Annotated in this window: 13 protein-coding genes; 2 read left to right on the plus strand and 11 right to left on the minus strand. The window is 55.9% G+C overall.

The features are described 5' to 3' along the window. Positions 1-318: 318 nt before the first annotated feature. Positions 319-1,938 (minus strand): carbohydrate porin, encoded by a 1,620-nt coding sequence (locus ACP2YO_RS12010; RefSeq protein ID WP_426441066.1) that lies wholly within the window; start codon positions 1,936-1,938, stop codon positions 319-321. 1,325 nt (positions 1,939-3,263) lie between these two features. Between ACP2YO_RS12010 and ACP2YO_RS12015 the strand changes: the two genes are divergently transcribed. Continuing rightward, a complete protein-coding gene (locus ACP2YO_RS12015) occupies positions 3,264-4,610 on the plus strand; it encodes an IS5 family transposase (protein WP_426436472.1) in 1,347 nt (448 codons plus the stop codon). Between the two features lie 122 nt (positions 4,611-4,732). Here ACP2YO_RS12015 and ACP2YO_RS12020 read toward each other — a convergent pair whose 3' ends face one another. Then, positions 4,733-5,917 carry an amidohydrolase family protein gene (locus ACP2YO_RS12020; protein ID WP_426441067.1) on the minus strand — a complete coding sequence of 395 codons (1,185 nt, stop codon included), beginning with the start codon at positions 5,915-5,917 and terminating at the stop codon, positions 4,733-4,735. 766 nt (positions 5,918-6,683) lie between these two features. Here ACP2YO_RS12020 and ACP2YO_RS12025 point away from each other — a divergent pair. Continuing rightward, a complete protein-coding gene (locus ACP2YO_RS12025) occupies positions 6,684-7,754 on the plus strand; it encodes a hypothetical protein (RefSeq protein ID WP_426441068.1) in 1,071 nt (356 codons plus the stop codon). 97 nt (positions 7,755-7,851) lie between these two features. Here the strand turns inward: ACP2YO_RS12025 and ACP2YO_RS12030 are convergent, their stop codons facing one another. The 9 genes from ACP2YO_RS12030 to ACP2YO_RS12070 form a co-directional block, all read right to left on the minus strand. Next, positions 7,852-8,673, minus strand: coding sequence for a class I SAM-dependent methyltransferase (locus ACP2YO_RS12030; protein WP_426441069.1), 822 nt, complete (start codon positions 8,671-8,673; stop codon positions 7,852-7,854). 283 nt (positions 8,674-8,956) lie between these two features. After that, a complete protein-coding gene (locus ACP2YO_RS12035; RefSeq protein ID WP_426441070.1) occupies positions 8,957-9,994 on the minus strand; it encodes a succinylglutamate desuccinylase/aspartoacylase family protein in 1,038 nt (345 codons plus the stop codon). After that, positions 9,994-10,845, minus strand: a complete 852-nt coding sequence (locus ACP2YO_RS12040) for a class I SAM-dependent methyltransferase (protein WP_426441071.1) — start codon at positions 10,843-10,845, stop codon at positions 9,994-9,996. Before ACP2YO_RS12040 ends, ACP2YO_RS12035 begins: the two co-directional genes overlap by 1 nt. A gap of 33 nt (positions 10,846-10,878) precedes the next feature. Then, on the minus strand, positions 10,879-11,448 hold the full coding sequence (locus ACP2YO_RS12045; RefSeq protein WP_426441072.1) for a GNAT family N-acetyltransferase: 570 nt from the start codon (positions 11,446-11,448) through the stop codon (positions 10,879-10,881). Between the two features lie 4 nt (positions 11,449-11,452). Then, complete coding sequence (locus ACP2YO_RS12050; RefSeq protein ID WP_426441073.1) at positions 11,453-12,619, minus strand: PLP-dependent aminotransferase family protein; 1,167 nt, start codon at positions 12,617-12,619, stop codon at positions 11,453-11,455. 39 nt (positions 12,620-12,658) lie between these two features. Then, complete coding sequence (locus tag ACP2YO_RS12055; RefSeq protein WP_426441074.1) at positions 12,659-13,291, minus strand: CDP-alcohol phosphatidyltransferase family protein; 633 nt, start codon at positions 13,289-13,291, stop codon at positions 12,659-12,661. A gap of 91 nt (positions 13,292-13,382) precedes the next feature. Beyond that, a complete protein-coding gene (locus ACP2YO_RS12060; RefSeq protein ID WP_426441075.1) occupies positions 13,383-14,591 on the minus strand; it encodes a pyridoxal phosphate-dependent aminotransferase in 1,209 nt (402 codons plus the stop codon). 973 nt (positions 14,592-15,564) lie between these two features. Continuing rightward, positions 15,565-16,338, minus strand: a complete 774-nt coding sequence (locus ACP2YO_RS12065; protein ID WP_426443141.1) for a phosphocholine cytidylyltransferase family protein — start codon at positions 16,336-16,338, stop codon at positions 15,565-15,567. A gap of 255 nt (positions 16,339-16,593) precedes the next feature. Then, positions 16,594-17,451, minus strand: coding sequence for an isocitrate lyase/phosphoenolpyruvate mutase family protein (locus ACP2YO_RS12070; RefSeq protein ID WP_426443142.1), 858 nt, complete (start codon positions 17,449-17,451; stop codon positions 16,594-16,596). Between the last annotated feature and the right edge of the window lie 367 nt (positions 17,452-17,818).

Here is a 17,818-nt window from a genome sequence, read left to right on the forward strand (position 1 = left end):
TCCAAGGTTTACCACAGCCATTGCAAGGCAGACGGTCTGAGCCCCTCGTTTCATCAGCGATGATGAGAAGAAGCGGGCTTGCATCCGAGCCCATCGTGCTCGGGTGACGCAACGGGGCGGGACGCGGAGCTCTCGGTATAGCGCAGCGTCCCGCCCGTTGCGACTACGGACTCTACCCCATTTTTGGAGGAGTTTGCTCAGACCAACCCGATCGGACGGTTGAGTGATGGCCCTCCTGCGCCGATCTCGGGGACATAGGGCGTCATCAACATGTGCTGATCCGCCACGCCCCGAGTACATGTCCTGGCATTCAGGACTCTAGAAGATCGTCGACAAGGACGTTGAGAAGTTCAAGGCGTGTCCAATTTGGGGAGTGTACGTAATAGATGTTGGGTTATCGATGTATGACAATCCTAGGCTCAAATATACTCCGGGTGCAAGATGCGCGGTGTACGTTCCCGAGATTGCTTTACTGTCCCAATGAACAAGACTCCCTTTCGCCAATGCAGCATCCACAGCGTAGTTGCTCCAAACGGTGTCAGTCGCAACAATAGAAATTTGATCACTGGGCCGGCTGTCAAAAAGCCCCACGGTATAAAGGCGAGCTTCGTAATACTGGCTGACCTTGTTTAGGTCTGCCGGAGCGTACATTACCGAGAAACCACCATAGATACCACGCGATGCCGAACTCTGGACATTAGTCTGCAAGAGCTGCCTGTCCGCGGCGACGTAGTAGAAACTGTTCTCGTCAGCCCTTGCTTGCTTCGGATACTCCAGGTTCGAGAAGTTGCTGTTATTGAGGCCGGCGCCTGCCCGTAGCCACGTCTTAGGTATGCCTGGAGCAGCGCTGCTCTGATAGCCGATTTCATCAACCAGAAGAGCACCCGCATTGGGGGTGCTCCAATTGGTGCCCAAGGGATTTTGGATAACTTGTGTATTGTAGCCATCCGGGCTGATGGAGCGCTGCAACGTAAATTTACTATAGAGGTGGTCATCCGCATTGAACTTCAGGTTGATCGCAGGCGTCGGCGCAGCGTTGTTGGTCATGCCCCCCTGGGTAAGGATATTCGACGAGGGCCCGAAGACGTTTGATCCTGCGTTTCCTCCAACGAGTGTGCCCGCAAACTCCCAGTTATTTCTTAGATAGCCGACCTTGAGTTCGAGCTTCCTATCGAAAAAAGTCTGATAGTAGGCAAGTATGGAGATTCCAAACCTTTCTGGAGTACCGGGGTTCCAGTTCCCCCATTGCTGGTCGGCGCCTACGACCAACTGACCATCAGGAATCCCAAATCGGCTGAGATCATAGGTCATAGTAATGTAATTCGACTCGCTATATGTCGGATTCTGGCCGTTATACAATTGATTGGCGATGGTGCTCTTGGCTGCATTGGGCAGAACGTTTTCGGCAAAGCTGCTTATGTGCTGAAAATAATAACCGATGCCGAGGTCGGCCAACGCGGACCTGACCCCGCCAGCGTCCTGATCAATTGTATCGGCGGGACCAGGCAGGTTAACCGATAATCCCTTCTCGCGGAGGTTTTCGAATTTTGCGAATGGGTCGCTCTTCCTTTCAGGAGGAGCCATCCTCTTTACAAAAAGGTCTGTCTTCGCAGAAGAGTCGGTCATCTTTCCAAACGAGGCGGTCGTCTTTTGAGACGCAGTAGCTTTCTTTTGAATTTTTCGTTGAGTTTTGTTTCGATCAGCCTCACCCGAACCGTCGCTTTTTAGGTTGGACGTAGTGATAGTTTGCGCCAGGGCAGAGCCGCTGACGAGACACGCTGCCATTGACAGAGCGATAACAAGCTCCCGTTGCCTTGTAGTTTTCGAAAGGCGGAACGGAGGTTTCGCAGATCGGCCCATCCAGTGTGGCGGCTTGATCTGACGATCTCGTGGAATACATGCATTGGCTATTTCAGTGCCGTTCATCTCAACTTGCATAATGGACCCCCGTGGCAACTAGGCGCTTGACGGGGTGATCCATCGCACTACGGCCGCAACAACGGGATGACGTGCATCGAATAATTCGATCTGAGTGCATCCAAGATGCGATGCTGTGGCACGGTGGGAAATCTTGAGCGAGCAGGAACTGCCGCTCGTTAGCTCGTTACGGTTGGTCTAGCCGAATCTTTACGAAGCTCCAGCTCGCGACGCAGGAGTACTATTCTCTTCGTGCGCTCTAAGAGGTGCAGCGTGCGCCTCCGGCAGCGACTCCGGTGCGGAGGTGGCCAATGAGACCGCGGCGATCTTTTCGCACGACGAACCTTTTTGGGGTGATCGTCGGAATGGGTCGATGCGGTTTTGGGTGGTATGTTCACCCGAGACCCACGGGTTTCGTCGATCCCGTTTGGGCGCGGCTTATTTCCACTCGAGGCGGCGCGCGACTATCATGTCGAGTTCGCCGACATGGGGGCACTGCCTCGCAGCCGCGTCCCACTGTTGGATGAGCGCATGACCAACACTCCTTCGCGCTACGGCTGAGGATCACTGGCCAGGTTGAAATCGACGATGTGGATGCGCCACCCGACTGGCGGCATGCAGATGTGCTTAAGACATTCACGCTCAATGCTCACCTGGCAGATCCTGACCCAAATGGAATCCGTTCGGGATGGGGGCCCTGCCGTCGACGCCTGACGGTTCACCCGCTATCGGTTGAACAAGGTGCCTCGGCAACGTCCATCTACGCTTTCGGTCGTCGCCCTATCGAGGTAGCAGCCTCTGCCAACACAGCCATCGTGGTCGCGGACCTTGTGTATAATCGCGGTCCGCGTTTCGATTTGTCAGCCCATTCACCGCGACAGTTTCGGCTTTGTGGCTGAACGGCGCCTAGCACACCCGCTGCCGCGGGCGACTTCTCGGAGTAGGCAACACCTACATCCCTCGATCATGGTGATCGGCGCAACATCCGGCCATCTTCGACAACGGTCGCGATTTCGAGGGTCGTCTGTGAGGGTACGATTTTCTACAGCGATGCTGACGAGCATCGAGATCGATGCGCGCGTGTTTGCATTTCGACGAAGTGACGTTCCGCCACGCTTCAGTTTGATACTCGCAACTGCTGAAAGAACCGGTAAGCAGTTTGGCTTTAAGATTAATCTGTCGTCCGTGAAGAGCGGCTAAGCGATTGAGCTAGAATCGCATTTGTCGTTGTGGACTGTTTTGCGATTGCAGGGTTTTGATGCTTCGAGCATCGGAACCCTGCAATTTCATTTTCAGGATTCCGTCGAATCGCCAGTCATGATTCCGTCGTCGCATCGGAGGTGGCGATGCGACCGAAGAAGCACAGGACGACGGGATCGGGCGATCTGTTCCGGGCCAGGCTGGACCAGATCATCAATATGAAGCACGAGCTGGTTCAGCTCGCCGGCAAAGTCGATTGGGACTGGATCGACGGTGAGATCGCGCCGCTCTATAGCGAGAACGGTCGGCCAGGCATCGCGACCCGATTCATGATCGGGCTGCTGTTGCTCAAGCACATTTATGGCCTGTCCGATGAGGGGGTGTGCGAGCGCTGGGTCCACGACCCGTACTTCCAGTTCTTCACCGGCGAAGAGTTCTTTCAGCACGCCTTCCCGCACGAGCGCTCGGACCTGAGCCACTGGCGCAAACGGCTCGGCGACAAGCTGGAGCTGTTGCTGGCCGAGAGCTTGCGGGTGGCGCACGAGGCCGGCGCGTTACGCAGCCAGGACCTCAAGCGGGTCACGGTCGATACCACCGTGCAGCCGAAGGCGATCACCTTCCCGACCGATGCCAAGCTGCTGCACGCGGCGATCAAGGGGCTCAACCGCCTGGCGAGGAAGCACGGGGTCAAGCTGCGGCAGTCCTACCTTCGCATTGCCAAGACCGCGGCAATGATGGCGGGGCGCTACGCCCATGCCAAGCAATTCAAACGGCATCAGCGGCAGTTGCGCATCCTGCGTAGCCGGCTGGGCCGGATCATCCGCGATCTCCGCCGCAAGATCGAAGGTCAGGCTGTGATCGAGAACGCGTTCGCCCTCCCGCTCAGCCGGGCTTCGCAGATCCGCTCGCAGCAGCAACGCCAGCGCGGCTGGAAGCTCTATTCCTTCCACGCCCCGGAGGTGGAGTGCATCGGCAAGGGCAAAGCAGCCGCGCCTTACGAGTTCGGCGTCAAAGCCTCCATCGTCACCAACAACCGCCTGGCTCCTGGGGGCCTGTTCGTGCTGCACGCCACGGCGCTACCCGATAACCCGTACGACGGTCATACCTTGCAGGACGTCATTGACCGCACCGAGACACTCACCGGCTGCGCGATCGAGCGGGCCTATGTCGACAAGGGATACCGCGGTCACAACGCACAAAATCCCCGCCGAATCTTCATCTCTGGCCAGAAGCGCGGCGTCTTCGGTGTCATCAAGCGCGAGCTGCGCCGCCGCTCCGCCATCGAACCCATCATCGGACACCTGAAGACCGATGGTCACCTCGGCCGCTGCTACCTCAAAGGCCGCGCCGGCGATGCGGCTAACGTCATCCTCTCAGCCGTCGGCCACAACTTCCGCCGCATCATCGCCTGGCTAAGGGCTCTTTGGTGCCTGATCCTGACCACCCTCATCGCTGCCGCCAGCGACCGCTCTCCGCTTAATTCGGTTTCTTAACGGACGACTAATCTCAGTCAGTCAGCGCGTCTGATCGGGCGTATCCATCCGGCGTAGGCCGCAGACGGAGTGGCTAGAGCAGTCCAGGGGTTTGCTTGTAGAACCTTATGAGCCCGAATAGACTAGATCGGCAGTTGCGACGGATTGATCTTTCGCCCATCTCGAAATACGAGACGAACGTCGCCAAATGCCTCTGGAGAACTTAGAGGGTCGCGGCCCAGAACCACCAAATCAGCACACTTTCCCTTTTCAATGGTTCCAACTTGGTCCTGAATACCTAGCAATTCGGCACCACTGCGTGTCGCCAAAACCAAACACTCCATCAAGGAAAACCCCAGCTGCTGTAGGCCGCGGATTTCATCGACGAGATTGCCAAAATTGTCCGAACCATAGGCCATCTTAACCCCTGCAGAGCGTGCGAACCGTATCGACCTGTCATGATACGGGCGCATCGATTCGCCATGTCGCATCGCTCCAGGACCTCGACCCCAATCGTTGCACTTCTCACGAAAGGTGCTGAGGGTCGGAACGAGAAACACTCTTTGATGCGCCATCCGTTCGGCCGTCGGTTCATCTAGCATAACTCCATGCTCGATGCTGTCGACCCTCGCATCCAGAGCATTGACGATTGATTCATTGCACACGGCATGGGCCATGCAGCGTTTTCCGTGAAGATGGGCAATATCGAAGGCGTCCCGCATCAACTCAGTACTCATGTTTACAGCGCTGATGGGTTCACCTTCACCTCTGCTCCATTCAATGCTGGCCATGCATTTGACCCAATCGACATCACGCTTGATCATCTCGCCGACAGCTTTGCGTACTTCAATCACAGAATCGACTTCCAGAAAGAACTGATGAGCATATCCCCCCGTCACGGTCAGACCTTGACTTACAGCTTGCATTCTTGGTCCAACGAAGATGCGGCTGTTGATCGCCTTCTTGACATCGAGCCCCAGGTCATCCATCGAGCCGGCGTCTCGCAGAGTAGTTACACCTTCGGAAAGACTCGAGATGGCATTGCGAAGTGCACGAAAAACTTGCAAATCGCGGCTGCCTGCAGCGATCCTGGTGGCAATACCTTTTTCCCGCTTGCTAAAGACGTGATCGTGCGTGTTGATGAACCCGGGTGTCATATACAACCCGGAAAGATCCAGCAAATCCGCATCCGGAGCCGAAGGAGCAATTTCCGCTCGATGCCCCAAGTCTTTGATCATGCCATCTTTAATCAGAAGAGCTTCTTGCTGTCTCGTCGGGCCGCCTGTTCCGTCGATGATTGTGGCGCCCACAAGCAATTGGTCTTTCATAGATTGCCCTCCTCAAGGCCGCGGCAGCAATTATGCCATGTCGTGGTTGTAATGCATCGTTGGGTAGATCGAGGTCCAGAGGCAAAAGATCGCATGGCTTACTCCGGACAGAAAAGTCTTGAAGGAGCTTGCCGCGGGCCGGACCGCCGGTCACCTCAGAGGACGAACATAGAGTCCAGCGAGGTGTCACCTCAGACCGACAAGACATGTCGCGTCGCAAAAAGCTTAACACATTTGCACCAACCCCCGTCACTCGAGCAGAGATAGAAGAGCAATCTTATTTCATTCGACATTGCAGACAGTGCCCTGTCGGAGGTGACTTGTTGGCAACCCTCGGAAAGATCATCGCGTAGGACATCCGCAGCCCGCGCATTTTGCGCCCGGAACGTATAGCCTCGCGTCAGGGGTGGAAGCGTCGCTCTATGGCAGCTTTCTGGGTTTTTCGTTCTAGAAAGCGCCCGAATATTCTAGCTGGTGCCGCGATCACGTCGATAGGACTTGTACCGGTCATCTCTGTCACTAGGATCTACACTGCGCACCGACCATGAACTTCATCGAGTCCCATTGCCATCTCTTGTGCCTGCTCAAGTTCCATCCGCGGTAGTCACAAGCCGTGGGTACCTTCAAAAGCATAGCTCTCCCTCGAGAGTCGCTAGCGAGAGGGTGCACGTATCGCTGTGTTGCCACCGTGTGATCATTATCGAAGAATACAATCGCTAACGGACTTCCAACTCGTTGGTATGCACCTTTTCAGAGAGTTGACACGATGCCACTTCATCCACTGACGACCCAAATTGTGGGCAGCTACACAAAGCCGCGCTGGCTTGCACGTCATCAGAAAATGCGGGCTTTGGACGGTAGTTGGTGGCGCCCCGAGCAAGACGTATTGGCGGAAGCCAAGCGGGATGCAGCACTACTATCGCTATATGAGCAGGAAAGAGCCGGACTGGATTTGGTCACCGACGGGGAAGCACAGCGTGCTGCTTACGATCGGCACTTCCTTCCTTCGTTAAGCGGGATCGACGATAAAACGCCTGTGCATAGAGCAGCACCGCCAATCGAAATCTCGTTGAAACGTTCGAATTCGCCTGAAATCGAAGAATATCTTTCATATTCTGACGTCAAGCCCAGGGTAGTTTCAGAAATCAAGTGGACCCGTTCGGTCACCGTCGACGAGCTTCATTTTGCGAAACTTCACGCTACACGTCCGGTCAAGGTGACCATCGTGGGGCCGTTAACGCTCGCAAGCCAAGTGAGTGATCATTTCTATAACGATGAAGAGACGCTGCTACTTGTGCTTGCAGGAGCTCTTAACCAAGAAATGAAAGCACTGCAGGCCGCTGGAGCTGACCTTCTTCAGGTAGATGAGCCTTATTTTCATGCTCATCTGAGTGTTGCTCGCAAGCATGGAAAGAGAGCATTGGAGGTGCTCGTTGATGGCGTATCTATTCCTGTGGCGACGCATGTCTGCTACGGCTATGCGCTAGTCCACCAGGAGAAGAGTAAAAGCCCGACCTATCCCGAAGTCCTAGAGATTCTTTCGGAGTGCCCGATCACAGCGATAAGCTTGGAGTACGAACAACCGAAGCACGATCCTGCGTTGTTGCGCTATTGCGGCCAAAAGCATGTCGTGTTGGGACTATTGGATCTCGCTCGCAAGGACATTGAAACGCCAGAGCACATCGCCGGCCGGATCGGCGATGCTTTGGAGGTTATTCCCGCTGAACGGCTGCACCCATCTTCCGACTGTGGCATGTGGTTCCTGCCAAGAGCATCGGCCTTCGGAAAAATTTGTTCGCTGGTTAACGGTACTAACATCGTCAGAGCGCGTTTGTAGAATACCAGGCGCGATCTGACTCGATCTTTTCGTGGTTCTCCCAATTGCAATATCGCTCTGAGTGCATCACATCTTAGACCGTGCTGTCGGCAAGTGGCTAAATCCGCCGCGCGGTGATAACCTCAACTTCGAAGAGCATCTCTACGAGTTCATCGGAGTTTTCGTGCCGACGAAAGAGGTCGTTCAGCTCTGATACGATTGCTGCCTTGCCTTGGCTGCTAATTGCTTTTTGCACGGTTGTGAATGAGAGCGCTCTTTGTCTAAAGCGTTCCCAATGGATCATTTCGCTAAACAGGAAGGTGTCGCGCTGGACATTCTTCAAGGCCGCTTCGGCCTGCAAGTTAGCCACAATGTCGAACTCGAAGTATCCCCCCTCGCGCTTCGAACTCCGGCGACGGTCGTAGTTTGGAAGGGCTGTCTCGATGACCGAGAGGAAGCCATCCGCGAACGAGCTTCCCTTGTCATACGGCTGATATTGAGTGAACGCGAGTAATCCGTCCCTTTCCAGAACGCGGCCGACCTCTGGAAAGAATAGAGAAAGGTTAAATCGATGCACGGCGTTCGCGGCTGCGATCAGTTCGGCTGATGCGTCCCTGGCCGGGAGAGTCTCGGCGACGCCGTCCACATAAGTGATCGACATTTCAGCAGGCGTGGAAGCTTCGGCGTGCTGTCGCATATCGTCGTTCGGTTCAAGTGCGAGAACCGTGAAGCTGGGGCCGAACGCAGCTGCCAAGCTTCGGGTAAACAGTCCTGTTCCAGCTCCCACATCTATAATCTGTCCGCCGACGGAGTCGGCTAACATACTCCGGAGCTGTTGTGCGATGCGTGGCGGGTATTCCGGACGGAACTGGTAGACGTATCCGAGTCCGTTGAAATCGCGCCAGGGCCTGTGGGCTTGGGTGGTGTCGTCCGGGCTCATTCTTTACTCTCCAGAGCTGAGCGTTTTAAGTTTTGAATCGAATTCATTGAACGCCGTCCATGTTACTGATGAAGCTCATTGAGCGTGGCTGACTACAGGACTGATACGGAAGGGACCGCTGGCCGCCGCCGAGAATGTTTCAGTGTTATGTTTGCTGACTTGAGCGTCCACCTCGTTGCGAAAGGCGGTGTACAATCGCGACTGTCAATCGTCGGGCACCGTGAGCGACCCGGAGCAAAAGAAGTGTCATGCGGTATCTCCCAAATCTGGTCGCGAGTGAAGACTACTCGGTCACGCCCTTTGCGGAAGAACCCTCGTCACATGGGATACCAAGCGCGAAAACACAATCACCGATCTTCGTTTTGGCCGGAGCTCGTCGTGCGAGAATCGTGCCCCCCTTTTTGAAGGTGATCGTTTCAGGAACTCGCCAGGGGACTTCGGTAAAATGAATCCGTCCTGCTATATCTCCTTCCTTCACCACATCTCCAAGTTTCGAAAATGCCTCGAAAAGGCCAGCTTCCGTCGCATACAGCAAATCCTGTGCAGGTTGCCTAAAATAGAATTGGGTTGATTCTGCGGGCTCGCTGCTATCGTCACCTGCGAGCACGCCGACGTGGCGCAACAAGCGGGGGAGACCGCGTTCAGCGGCTTTATAAGCTTCGACCGAAAACGCACCTGCGCCACCCAACTCCGTCGACATATGCGCTACACCATGCTTCCGGCACGATCCAAGCAAAAGCTGGTTGTCTCCTGCAAGGCCCTCGATCAAAATGCTGTTCGGCATTGCGAATACTTTGAGGAAGCCGATAGCTTCCTCCCGACGCACTGGCTCCGTTGGTGCGACAAGGTGGGCGGCCGGGATGTACTCCAAAGAATAGCCCCCAGAATGGAAATCAAAGCAGTAGCGAACCGTCGGTAGCAGAACGCTATCTATATAATGAGCGATCATCTGGGTCGGCGTACCGTCTGCATCTCCAGGAAACAGACGGTTTAGGTTGCCTCCATCGATAGGCGAGACCCTCTGGCCCGCCGTTACTGCGGGCGCATTCACGCCTGGTAGAATGATCAGACGTCCGCGAACCTGCCCAGGAGCGACAGTGCGCAAAAAATTCATGAGCAAAATCTGCCCCTCATACTCGTCTCCGTGATTGCCCGCCATGAGAAGGACACTTGGACCAGCGCCATTCTTGACCACAGTGATCGGCACCGGAATCCTGCCATAGGCAGAGTCTGTCACCGAATGAGGAACGTGCAGATATCCATGCGATATGCCATCAGCGTCAAAGCTAACCTCCGTGCTTATTCGAATTTTCTGGCCCATTAGTGGGTCTCCGGGTTTGAGGAGCGCTTTGCGCGCGTGATCTCGGTAACGTACGGAACATTGAGCCATCCCTTGCTGCTGGCAAAGAGATCAAGGATATCGCGCAATTCCTTCATCACTACGGCTTCGCCACAGTTCGCAACGGCTCTTCTTGTGTGGCTGGTAGAAAGACTCAAAGATTCGAATTGTGATTTCGTCAGGGTCCTTTGCCAGTTCCACGAAGCCTCCCGAACGTCTTGAAAATCGCTGTGCGCCGTGAGATCCGATGCAAATCTCTCCACAGCGAACCCTCCAGATCGATCAGGAAATGTACCCCTACAGTAACCTGGCACAAACTTTTCGTGAAACCCCTCATAAGCCTCGAGGAACGAGCTGTCCCACCAGCGCCTTTTGTTTTGCACTACTGCAATGACGCCATTGACGGATAGAACCCTTGCGACTTCGTGATAAAAGGTTGGTAGATCAAACCAATGGGCGGCTGATGCGGCCGTCACGAGAACAGCTGCTCCATCTCTAACCGGTAGAGCTTCCGAACAACCGGCTACAATTTCGATATTCGCATGCAATGCCGATGCGCTGATCGCCTGATGTCGCATATCAACATTCGGCTCGATCCCCAATATACGGTCTGCTTTCCGGAGAGCGCCGGCGATGCGACGGGTGAATATCCCGGTGCCGCAGCCAACATCGATGGCGAGTCCAGGGGCCCGCGAAGGGGGAAGCGCTTTCACAATCCAGTTCGCGGCGACATGCGGATAGTCCGGTCTCGTGGCCTGATAGTTAGCCGCCGCCCCCGTATAGATCGTCCAGTGTGGAAACTCGCCACTGCTTCCTGTCGAAACTTGTGTCATCTCTCGACTCTCGTTGTGAACAGTTGGCCCGCATCAATAGATGAACGACAAGGACGAGGGCGCATTGATCTTAGCCTTAGATGCACTCGCTCGGGGACGGGCGTCGGCACTTAGTTCAAGTCGTCCAACTTGCCTTATGTAAAGAGCATGTAGACCCGTTCCAGGAATATCAAAGACGCCTCCATGGCGTTTGAATCCATGATCCTGATAGAATGTCCCCGCAGACGTCCTGCCGTAGCACCATACGAGGTCCCCCTTCCGCCTCTCGACCTCCGCGAGCCCTTGTTCGAGCAACTGCCCGCCAACACCACGCTTCTGCATTTTGGGATCGGTCGCCATACCGCGAAGGCGCCAGGTTTCCCCGCGTCTCACGCCGGCGTTGTCCAATGGTTCTACCAAGAACGAGACGACCGAAACGAGTTGATCAGCGTAGAACGCCCCCATATGAAAGAAGTCGGACGTTGGAGCAAACAGGAATCGCCAGCTCTTGTCTCCCGGGCGTAGTACGGTTTGCCTCAATGCATCGCCATCTTCCAAAGAGATGAGCCGGACCTCTAGCTCCAAATTCGCTACTCTGTCCCGTAAGACGCCGGATTGTAACATCGTTTCATTCCTTCCTGCCTTGCGAGGGGAGGGCGCGGCGAATCCTAGAAATGGCTTCTTTGAGGACCGAGCGACTCTCGGGGTTCCCGATGCCGATTCTTATTGCTTCCGGTGGTATCCAACCGTTACGGGCATAGCCGGCACTGGCTGCGACCTGAACGCCGTCTGCAAGTATTGTGCTCGCTATTTCGGTGCTTGATACGCATTTCAGCGGAATCCAGACGTGAAGGCAGCCTGGGTCACTGGCGAGCGGCGTTCCTTTGAGGCCACTTAGTACCAGCTGATGACGTGCTGCGAGTTCACCTTTAACGGCGGCAAGGATCTTCAGGTCTTCGCCACTCGAAATCAGTTCAGCCATAAGAGCTGCGCTCACCGGGGACGCCATCCAGTATGTTGCCCGAACGCCAGGCCAAAAAGCTCGCTCGGCTTCAGCCGCGTTTGGCGCGACAAGGAATGCTAGCTTTAAGCCTGCCGAAAAGCTTTTTGCCGTACCGAGCAAATACCAGGAAAGCTCCGGCACGAAAGCTGAGATGGGTGGAAGCGGACTCGCTGCCAACAAACTGTAGACATCATCCTCAATAAGTTGGACTTGGTGCCGGCGTGCGATCGCTGCAATTGCCTGCCTCCTGCCGACGGACATCGTGACCGTGGTTGGATTTTGAAATGTCGACAGCAGATATAGGGCGGCAGGTCTTTCCCGCCGACAAACCTCCTCGAGTGCGTCGGGATTGAGCCCATCCTCATCGATTGCAACGTCTACGACCCGGATGCGATAGCGGGCTGCGAATGAACGAACAGGTGGATAGCTCAGCTGTTCGACAGCAAGCGACCGCCCGTTGCCAACGATAGTTGGAAGAAGCATGTGAATTGCGGCTTGAGTACTGTGGGTAAGGACTACTCGATCGGGATCCGTGGACTCGCGCAGCCGCCGCGCCACAAAAGCCGCACCGCGCTGTCTGTCCTCTTCGGTGCCTGTCCAGCGGTGGGTCGCCATCAGTTCGGCCGGTTGATTCTTGGCGAGAACCCGCTGCAGGGCATCAGAGACTATGGGATTAAAGACGTCCGGAACTGGAGGCGGATGGTTCAGTGCAAGCCGGATCACACCGTCAGAGGAGATCGCCCTATCCCCGCGTCCTCTTAAGCTAAGGTTTGCGAGCGGTATCGCTTCCATGATGAATTCCTCGAAGGCAACTGTTACTGGCGTTAGTCGCTATCTTTGACGCGATAGAGTGGGCTCAACGAGCAGCGCCAAGGCGATTGAGGCGGCGACAGCAATGCCGGTCGCTACTGGTACAGCTCTCCCCCGAATTGGTGGAACCCTGATCGCCGTGTTCACATGAAGAGCGGCTAATGCCATGAATGCGATGGCGACCAGGTCGGGGAATGTTGCGCCTGAAACCAAAGGCCGTAAGAGAAACAAGATCGCGAGGAGTGGCGTGTCATAGGAAACTGGAATTCCTACGAATCGAACGTCAGCAGTAAGACCGACGTTCTCGAAATGGCTTAGCCTGATCGCACCGGCCAAAACCAAAAGCAAGCTTGCGACGAAGGACAGCACCGTGCCGTGGCCGACCAGAATGATGACGGCAGCGGGGAATACGATGCCATGAATAAAGTCGGCGAAGCCATCAAAGCTCTTTCCGAAATCCGCAACACCCGGGCGGCGGAGGTGGCTCGTCTTGCGCGCAACATGTCCGTCCCAATGGTCCAGAAACCAGGTCCAAAGCATCGCGGCAACCCCGAGCTCGACCTTGCCGTTCAACGCCAGGAATAATCCGATGACGGCAAACAGGTAGGCGATAGCCGTGATAGCATTTGCATAGTCTCGCAGATACCCGATCATCGCCTTGCTCCTGTTGCAGGCGAAATGGAACTCACCGCTGCGCTAGAACTTGACGTACAATGGCCCACGCCAGAATGCTCCTTCTGGCCGGTCAGGCGGCCGCTTGTCGGGTCTTAAGACTATTCAGGGTCTGAACGACCTTTTTTAGCGCCGGCTCCAGCAGCTCTGGCGGAGCACCGAAGGAAAAACGCAGCCCGTTCACGTCACCAAAGACGCTGCCGGGAACGGATCCCACGCCGGACTCCTCCAGAAGCAATCGTGCAACATCGTCGCTGGTTCGAACGGCAGATCCAGGTGGCAGAGAGGAGATAAGCCTGCTCAGATCGAGATAGAAGAAAAATGTGCCATCGGCGCGGGGGGGAGCCACGTCCTGGAGGCCGCCCAATATGCGAAGACCAGTATGACGAGCGTCAGAGAGGCGCTGATACATCTCCCGTTCAAAGCGGCCGTCACCAGTGTGGAGGTGGTGCAGGATAGCGTGCTGCGCGATCACGTTGGCATTTGAGGTCGTATGACTCTGCAGCTTCTTGGCTGCGGAAACGATCTCGGGGGGAGCCGCGAAGTAACCCAGGCGCCAACCGGTTATCGCTAACTCCTTGGAGAAGGCGTTGACCAGGACGGTCCGTGAACGTACGCCCGGATGTGCCATGACAATCGATTCATGGCGCGAACCAGTGAACACCAAGCTAGAGTAGCATTCGTCGGAGACGATCCAGATCTGATAGCTGATCGCAAGATCGCCGATCGCTTGAAGGGTCGTTCGATCATAAACCGCGCCCGTAGGATTGTTCGGCGAGTTGATGATGATGGCTTTCGTGCGCGGTGTGACAGCGGCGCGGATCGTGCCGATATCGGGAATATATGTCGGGCGACGAGCATCAACGAATACGGGCTCCGCGCCGGCGAGAAGAACCTGGGAGTGGAATGTCGGCCAGCAGGGCCGAATGATGATGACCTCATCGCCCGGATTGCACACGGCCAACGCAGCGTCGAGCAGCCCTTGCTTTGCGCCCGCAGTGATTACGATGTCGTCCGAATTCCAACCAATGCCCGTTTCCGCGCATAGCTTTTCCGCGACAGCCTTGCGAAGCGGCGGCAGGCCGACGGAATCCGTATAGCGGTTCGTCCCGGCATTGATGGCGGCAATCGCTCCTTCGCGCACGGATGATGGGGGCTCGATGATGACTTCGCCGGCCGCCAGATCGATAACCTGACGGCCGGCCGCGGCTGCGTCGTTGGCAGCCTCACGGGCGGCGGCGGTGCCAGAACCTGAAAGCAAAGACATCCGTTGCGCCAGCATGTGCGCTCCTCGCGAGCCAATTGTCGAGATTGTGAAGTAGTTCTGTTCGTTTCGGCGCCAGTACGCTCTCATCGACGGCAATGCGGCCCAGAGCACCCGGGAGATGGTGCCGTAGCATTTTCCGCAGGCGACGTATCAGCGCGTCGATCGGGCCGTTGGCGTGACCTGTAGTTAATCTTGCATGCTAAATACCTGCGGCTGACGTTGGGCTAACTTAACGTCTGCTTCAGTGCCCGTTTCCGTCGTCTAGATCAATTACTAGCGTTGGTAGTTGACCGCAGCCCAAGTTGGTTGCCGAGGCATAGCGCTGATGTAGGAACGACGGCCGGATTGACGCCAAAATGAGCTTTCACCATTTTCAATGCGCCTTTTGAATTCGTCACATTGCATCGAGCTTGATTGGCAGTCGTCTGCGTGTTGTGGACGCGTCGCAACGGGCTCTAAGCCTAAAGGTACTCGCTTAATCGAGAGCTTTGAAGCTTCGTTATGGGACATGACTTGAACGACGTTACGCTCTTCTCATATCAGGCTTTAAGACCATTGCGTGAGCCCCGCCTGTTAGGCGCTCCGTGTAGAAGATCAGACAGGCACGGTTGGATGAGATCGACACAGGGAAGGGGGTATGTGTCTTCGGACCGAGGTGACGCCGGCCACCCGGTCCCAGTTTCGGGTGAAACCGAGCAATGGGTCAGGAGTCGCGAAGCCAGATTATCCCAAACTTGAAAGCGTAACTGGTTAACCATCGATCAAATGGCGGCTGCGCGCGCTGGCATGAAGCCGCCGCGGCTCTGCTCTCTGACATGATTCCGTTGAGTGTTAGTTGTTGTTGAACCGTGTTCTTTTGAGCGACTCTTGCTATCACATGATCTTATCTGAATCTGCCCTCCGTGCGTTCGTCGGATTACATGGATATTCTAGTACTTGAGCTTCAACCTAGCTTGAAGCTCGTCCGACATAACGTGAAATCGTTCGCTTAGGTGAAAATGCGCTCCGCGATGCGGAGATCTTCGATGCTGTCGATTTCGTACCACCTGAGCTCGTCGCAACGAGCTGCTGCGAGCTGTAAGCCGCGCCTTTCCACAAGGTAAGCAAGGAGCTCCTCCGTATATGCCTGCCTAGCTCCCGAAGCGATGATATCGTCCAGCGCTGGGACAATTGTTTCCTTCAGGGTCGACGCCGAGAAGCGAAGCAAGTTCATTGTCTTGAATAATGTTGGGCCATGCGCGACAACATTTGCGGCAGTTTGCTTCATGCGAAAAGCTGAGATGAAGCCGCTATCGGACAGCAGAACTGCTGACCCTTCCATCAGCTCGTTGAAGGGGGCGACCGCAGCCATATCGGTCGTCTCTCCGAGCAGCAAGCAGCGCAACGCGTCTTTTTCGAAAAAGACATCGCCCTCAAGAAGAAAGCAGTCGCCGGAGAGCAATGCGTCGCGAGCAAGCCAAAGAGAATAGGCGCTGCCGGTGTGATCGAACACCGAAGACTCCACATATTTGATCTTAATGTCGCCAAAGCGACTACCACAGGCATATTGAATGGCATCTTTCCGGTAGCCGACGACGATCGTCACCTCGTCGACACCGACGGCTTGCAGGTTGCGAAGAGCGTTGTGAAGGATTGGAGTGCCGTTCACCTCGACCAGAGGCTTCGGGCGTAGATCAGTCAGCGGACGCAGCCGCGAACCCACGCCGGCCGCGAGAATGACGGCTTTCTTCGTAAGAGTGTTAGCCATTTCATTCCATTTCATCGCCACGGGGGTATGTCGCGGTCGTTCCAGGAGAGGTGGATGTTTTAGGGCCACCGCCGGCTTTGATCGTCGAACGGAAGAAACCCAAAGCGGATGCAACGTACCGAGCGGTCACGAGCGCTATCCTGCCATCGTGCGATATCTCCAGCGTCAGAAGGCAACTCCGGTCGACTCCGCCGTGAAGCATTGGTCGACGACGCCGATTGTTGCGGTCAGGACGTCGTCGAGGGCGTGGTGAGTGAGTGCCAGAATGGGTCAGGGAAGGTGGAGATATCTTGCTTCCGCATCGGCGAGTTCGCCGTACCTCAACAAATCGAAAACCTCGTCGAGTCCCGCGATATCTGGCTCAATGCCGGCAATGCCTTCCTCAGCAACAATGCGGCCGCACACGTGCCCCATTGCCGCTATTGCGGCGCGCATGGAGTGGTTGGCCCAGATCACTGTGGAGATACCGGCATCACGGTATGCAGAGACAGGTGTCCGATAGTATTTCGTTGGAACGACTAGGACAGGCAGACGGTTTCGCCAGGCAGCTGCAAAGGAGAGGATCTCCTCCGCGGTGGTCTTGCTCGAGTGAATGAGGATCGCGTCGGCACCCGCCGCAGCGTAAGCGCTGGCGCGCAGAATAGCGTCGTCCATTCCATGGCCGGCTATCAGCGCTTCGGTCCGGGCCACCAGGACCAAGTCGTCCGCGACTGTATCTTTCACTGCCCGCAGGCGGCCGGAAAATTCATTGACGTCGGCCAGGGGATGCCGATCGCCAACAAATGAGTTTATTTTCGGAAAACAGCTGTCCTCCAGCGCAATCCCGGCGGCGCCACGTTGATGGAGCTTGCGTGCCAGCAGGCGCGCATTGTTGAAATTCCCAAAACCGCCATCGCCGTCAACGAGCACAGGCAATTCGCTCGAGTCCACTATGCGCTCAACCACGTCGACGAGTTGGCTCCAAGAAGCCTCGTTGGCATCGCGATAGCCGAGAAAGCTGGCAATCGACAGGCCCGACGCCCACAGGTTCTTGAAGCCTGCGCGCTTGGCAATCGCGCTCGAAAGCGCATCATGAGCTTCCATCAAGAATGAGAGGGTATTCTTGGAGCAGATTTCATCTCGCAGCATTTGTGAGAGTGAGGAGCCTGCGCTTCGCTCCGGGCGATTGATGACAGCCGCTTTTGGTTGATATTGCATGCCGAGTCCTTGCCGATGGGGTTGACCTGTCGGGGGTACAGTGCGTCCTTAGTCCAGTTCTCGATGGCTAAGTCGTTTGGGCAATCCCGCAGCTCAGTCGACAAGTGACATGCTTCTGTCATCTTGATCAATCACCAGCGTTGGTAGTTGACCGGCGCGCACCGCGATCTATCTCCCCAAGAATGACGCTGACGTTGCGGCTAACCTCCGGCAATCGCAGCATATTGAGCGTGTGTGGGCGAAAAGTCGAAGAGCGCGCGCGTTTGCCGTCCAGTGAACCTTGTCAGCGCTCGCCTTT

Source organism: Bradyrhizobium genosp. P (assembly GCF_049949265.1).
Classification (GTDB): Bacteria; Pseudomonadota; Alphaproteobacteria; order Rhizobiales; family Xanthobacteraceae; genus Bradyrhizobium.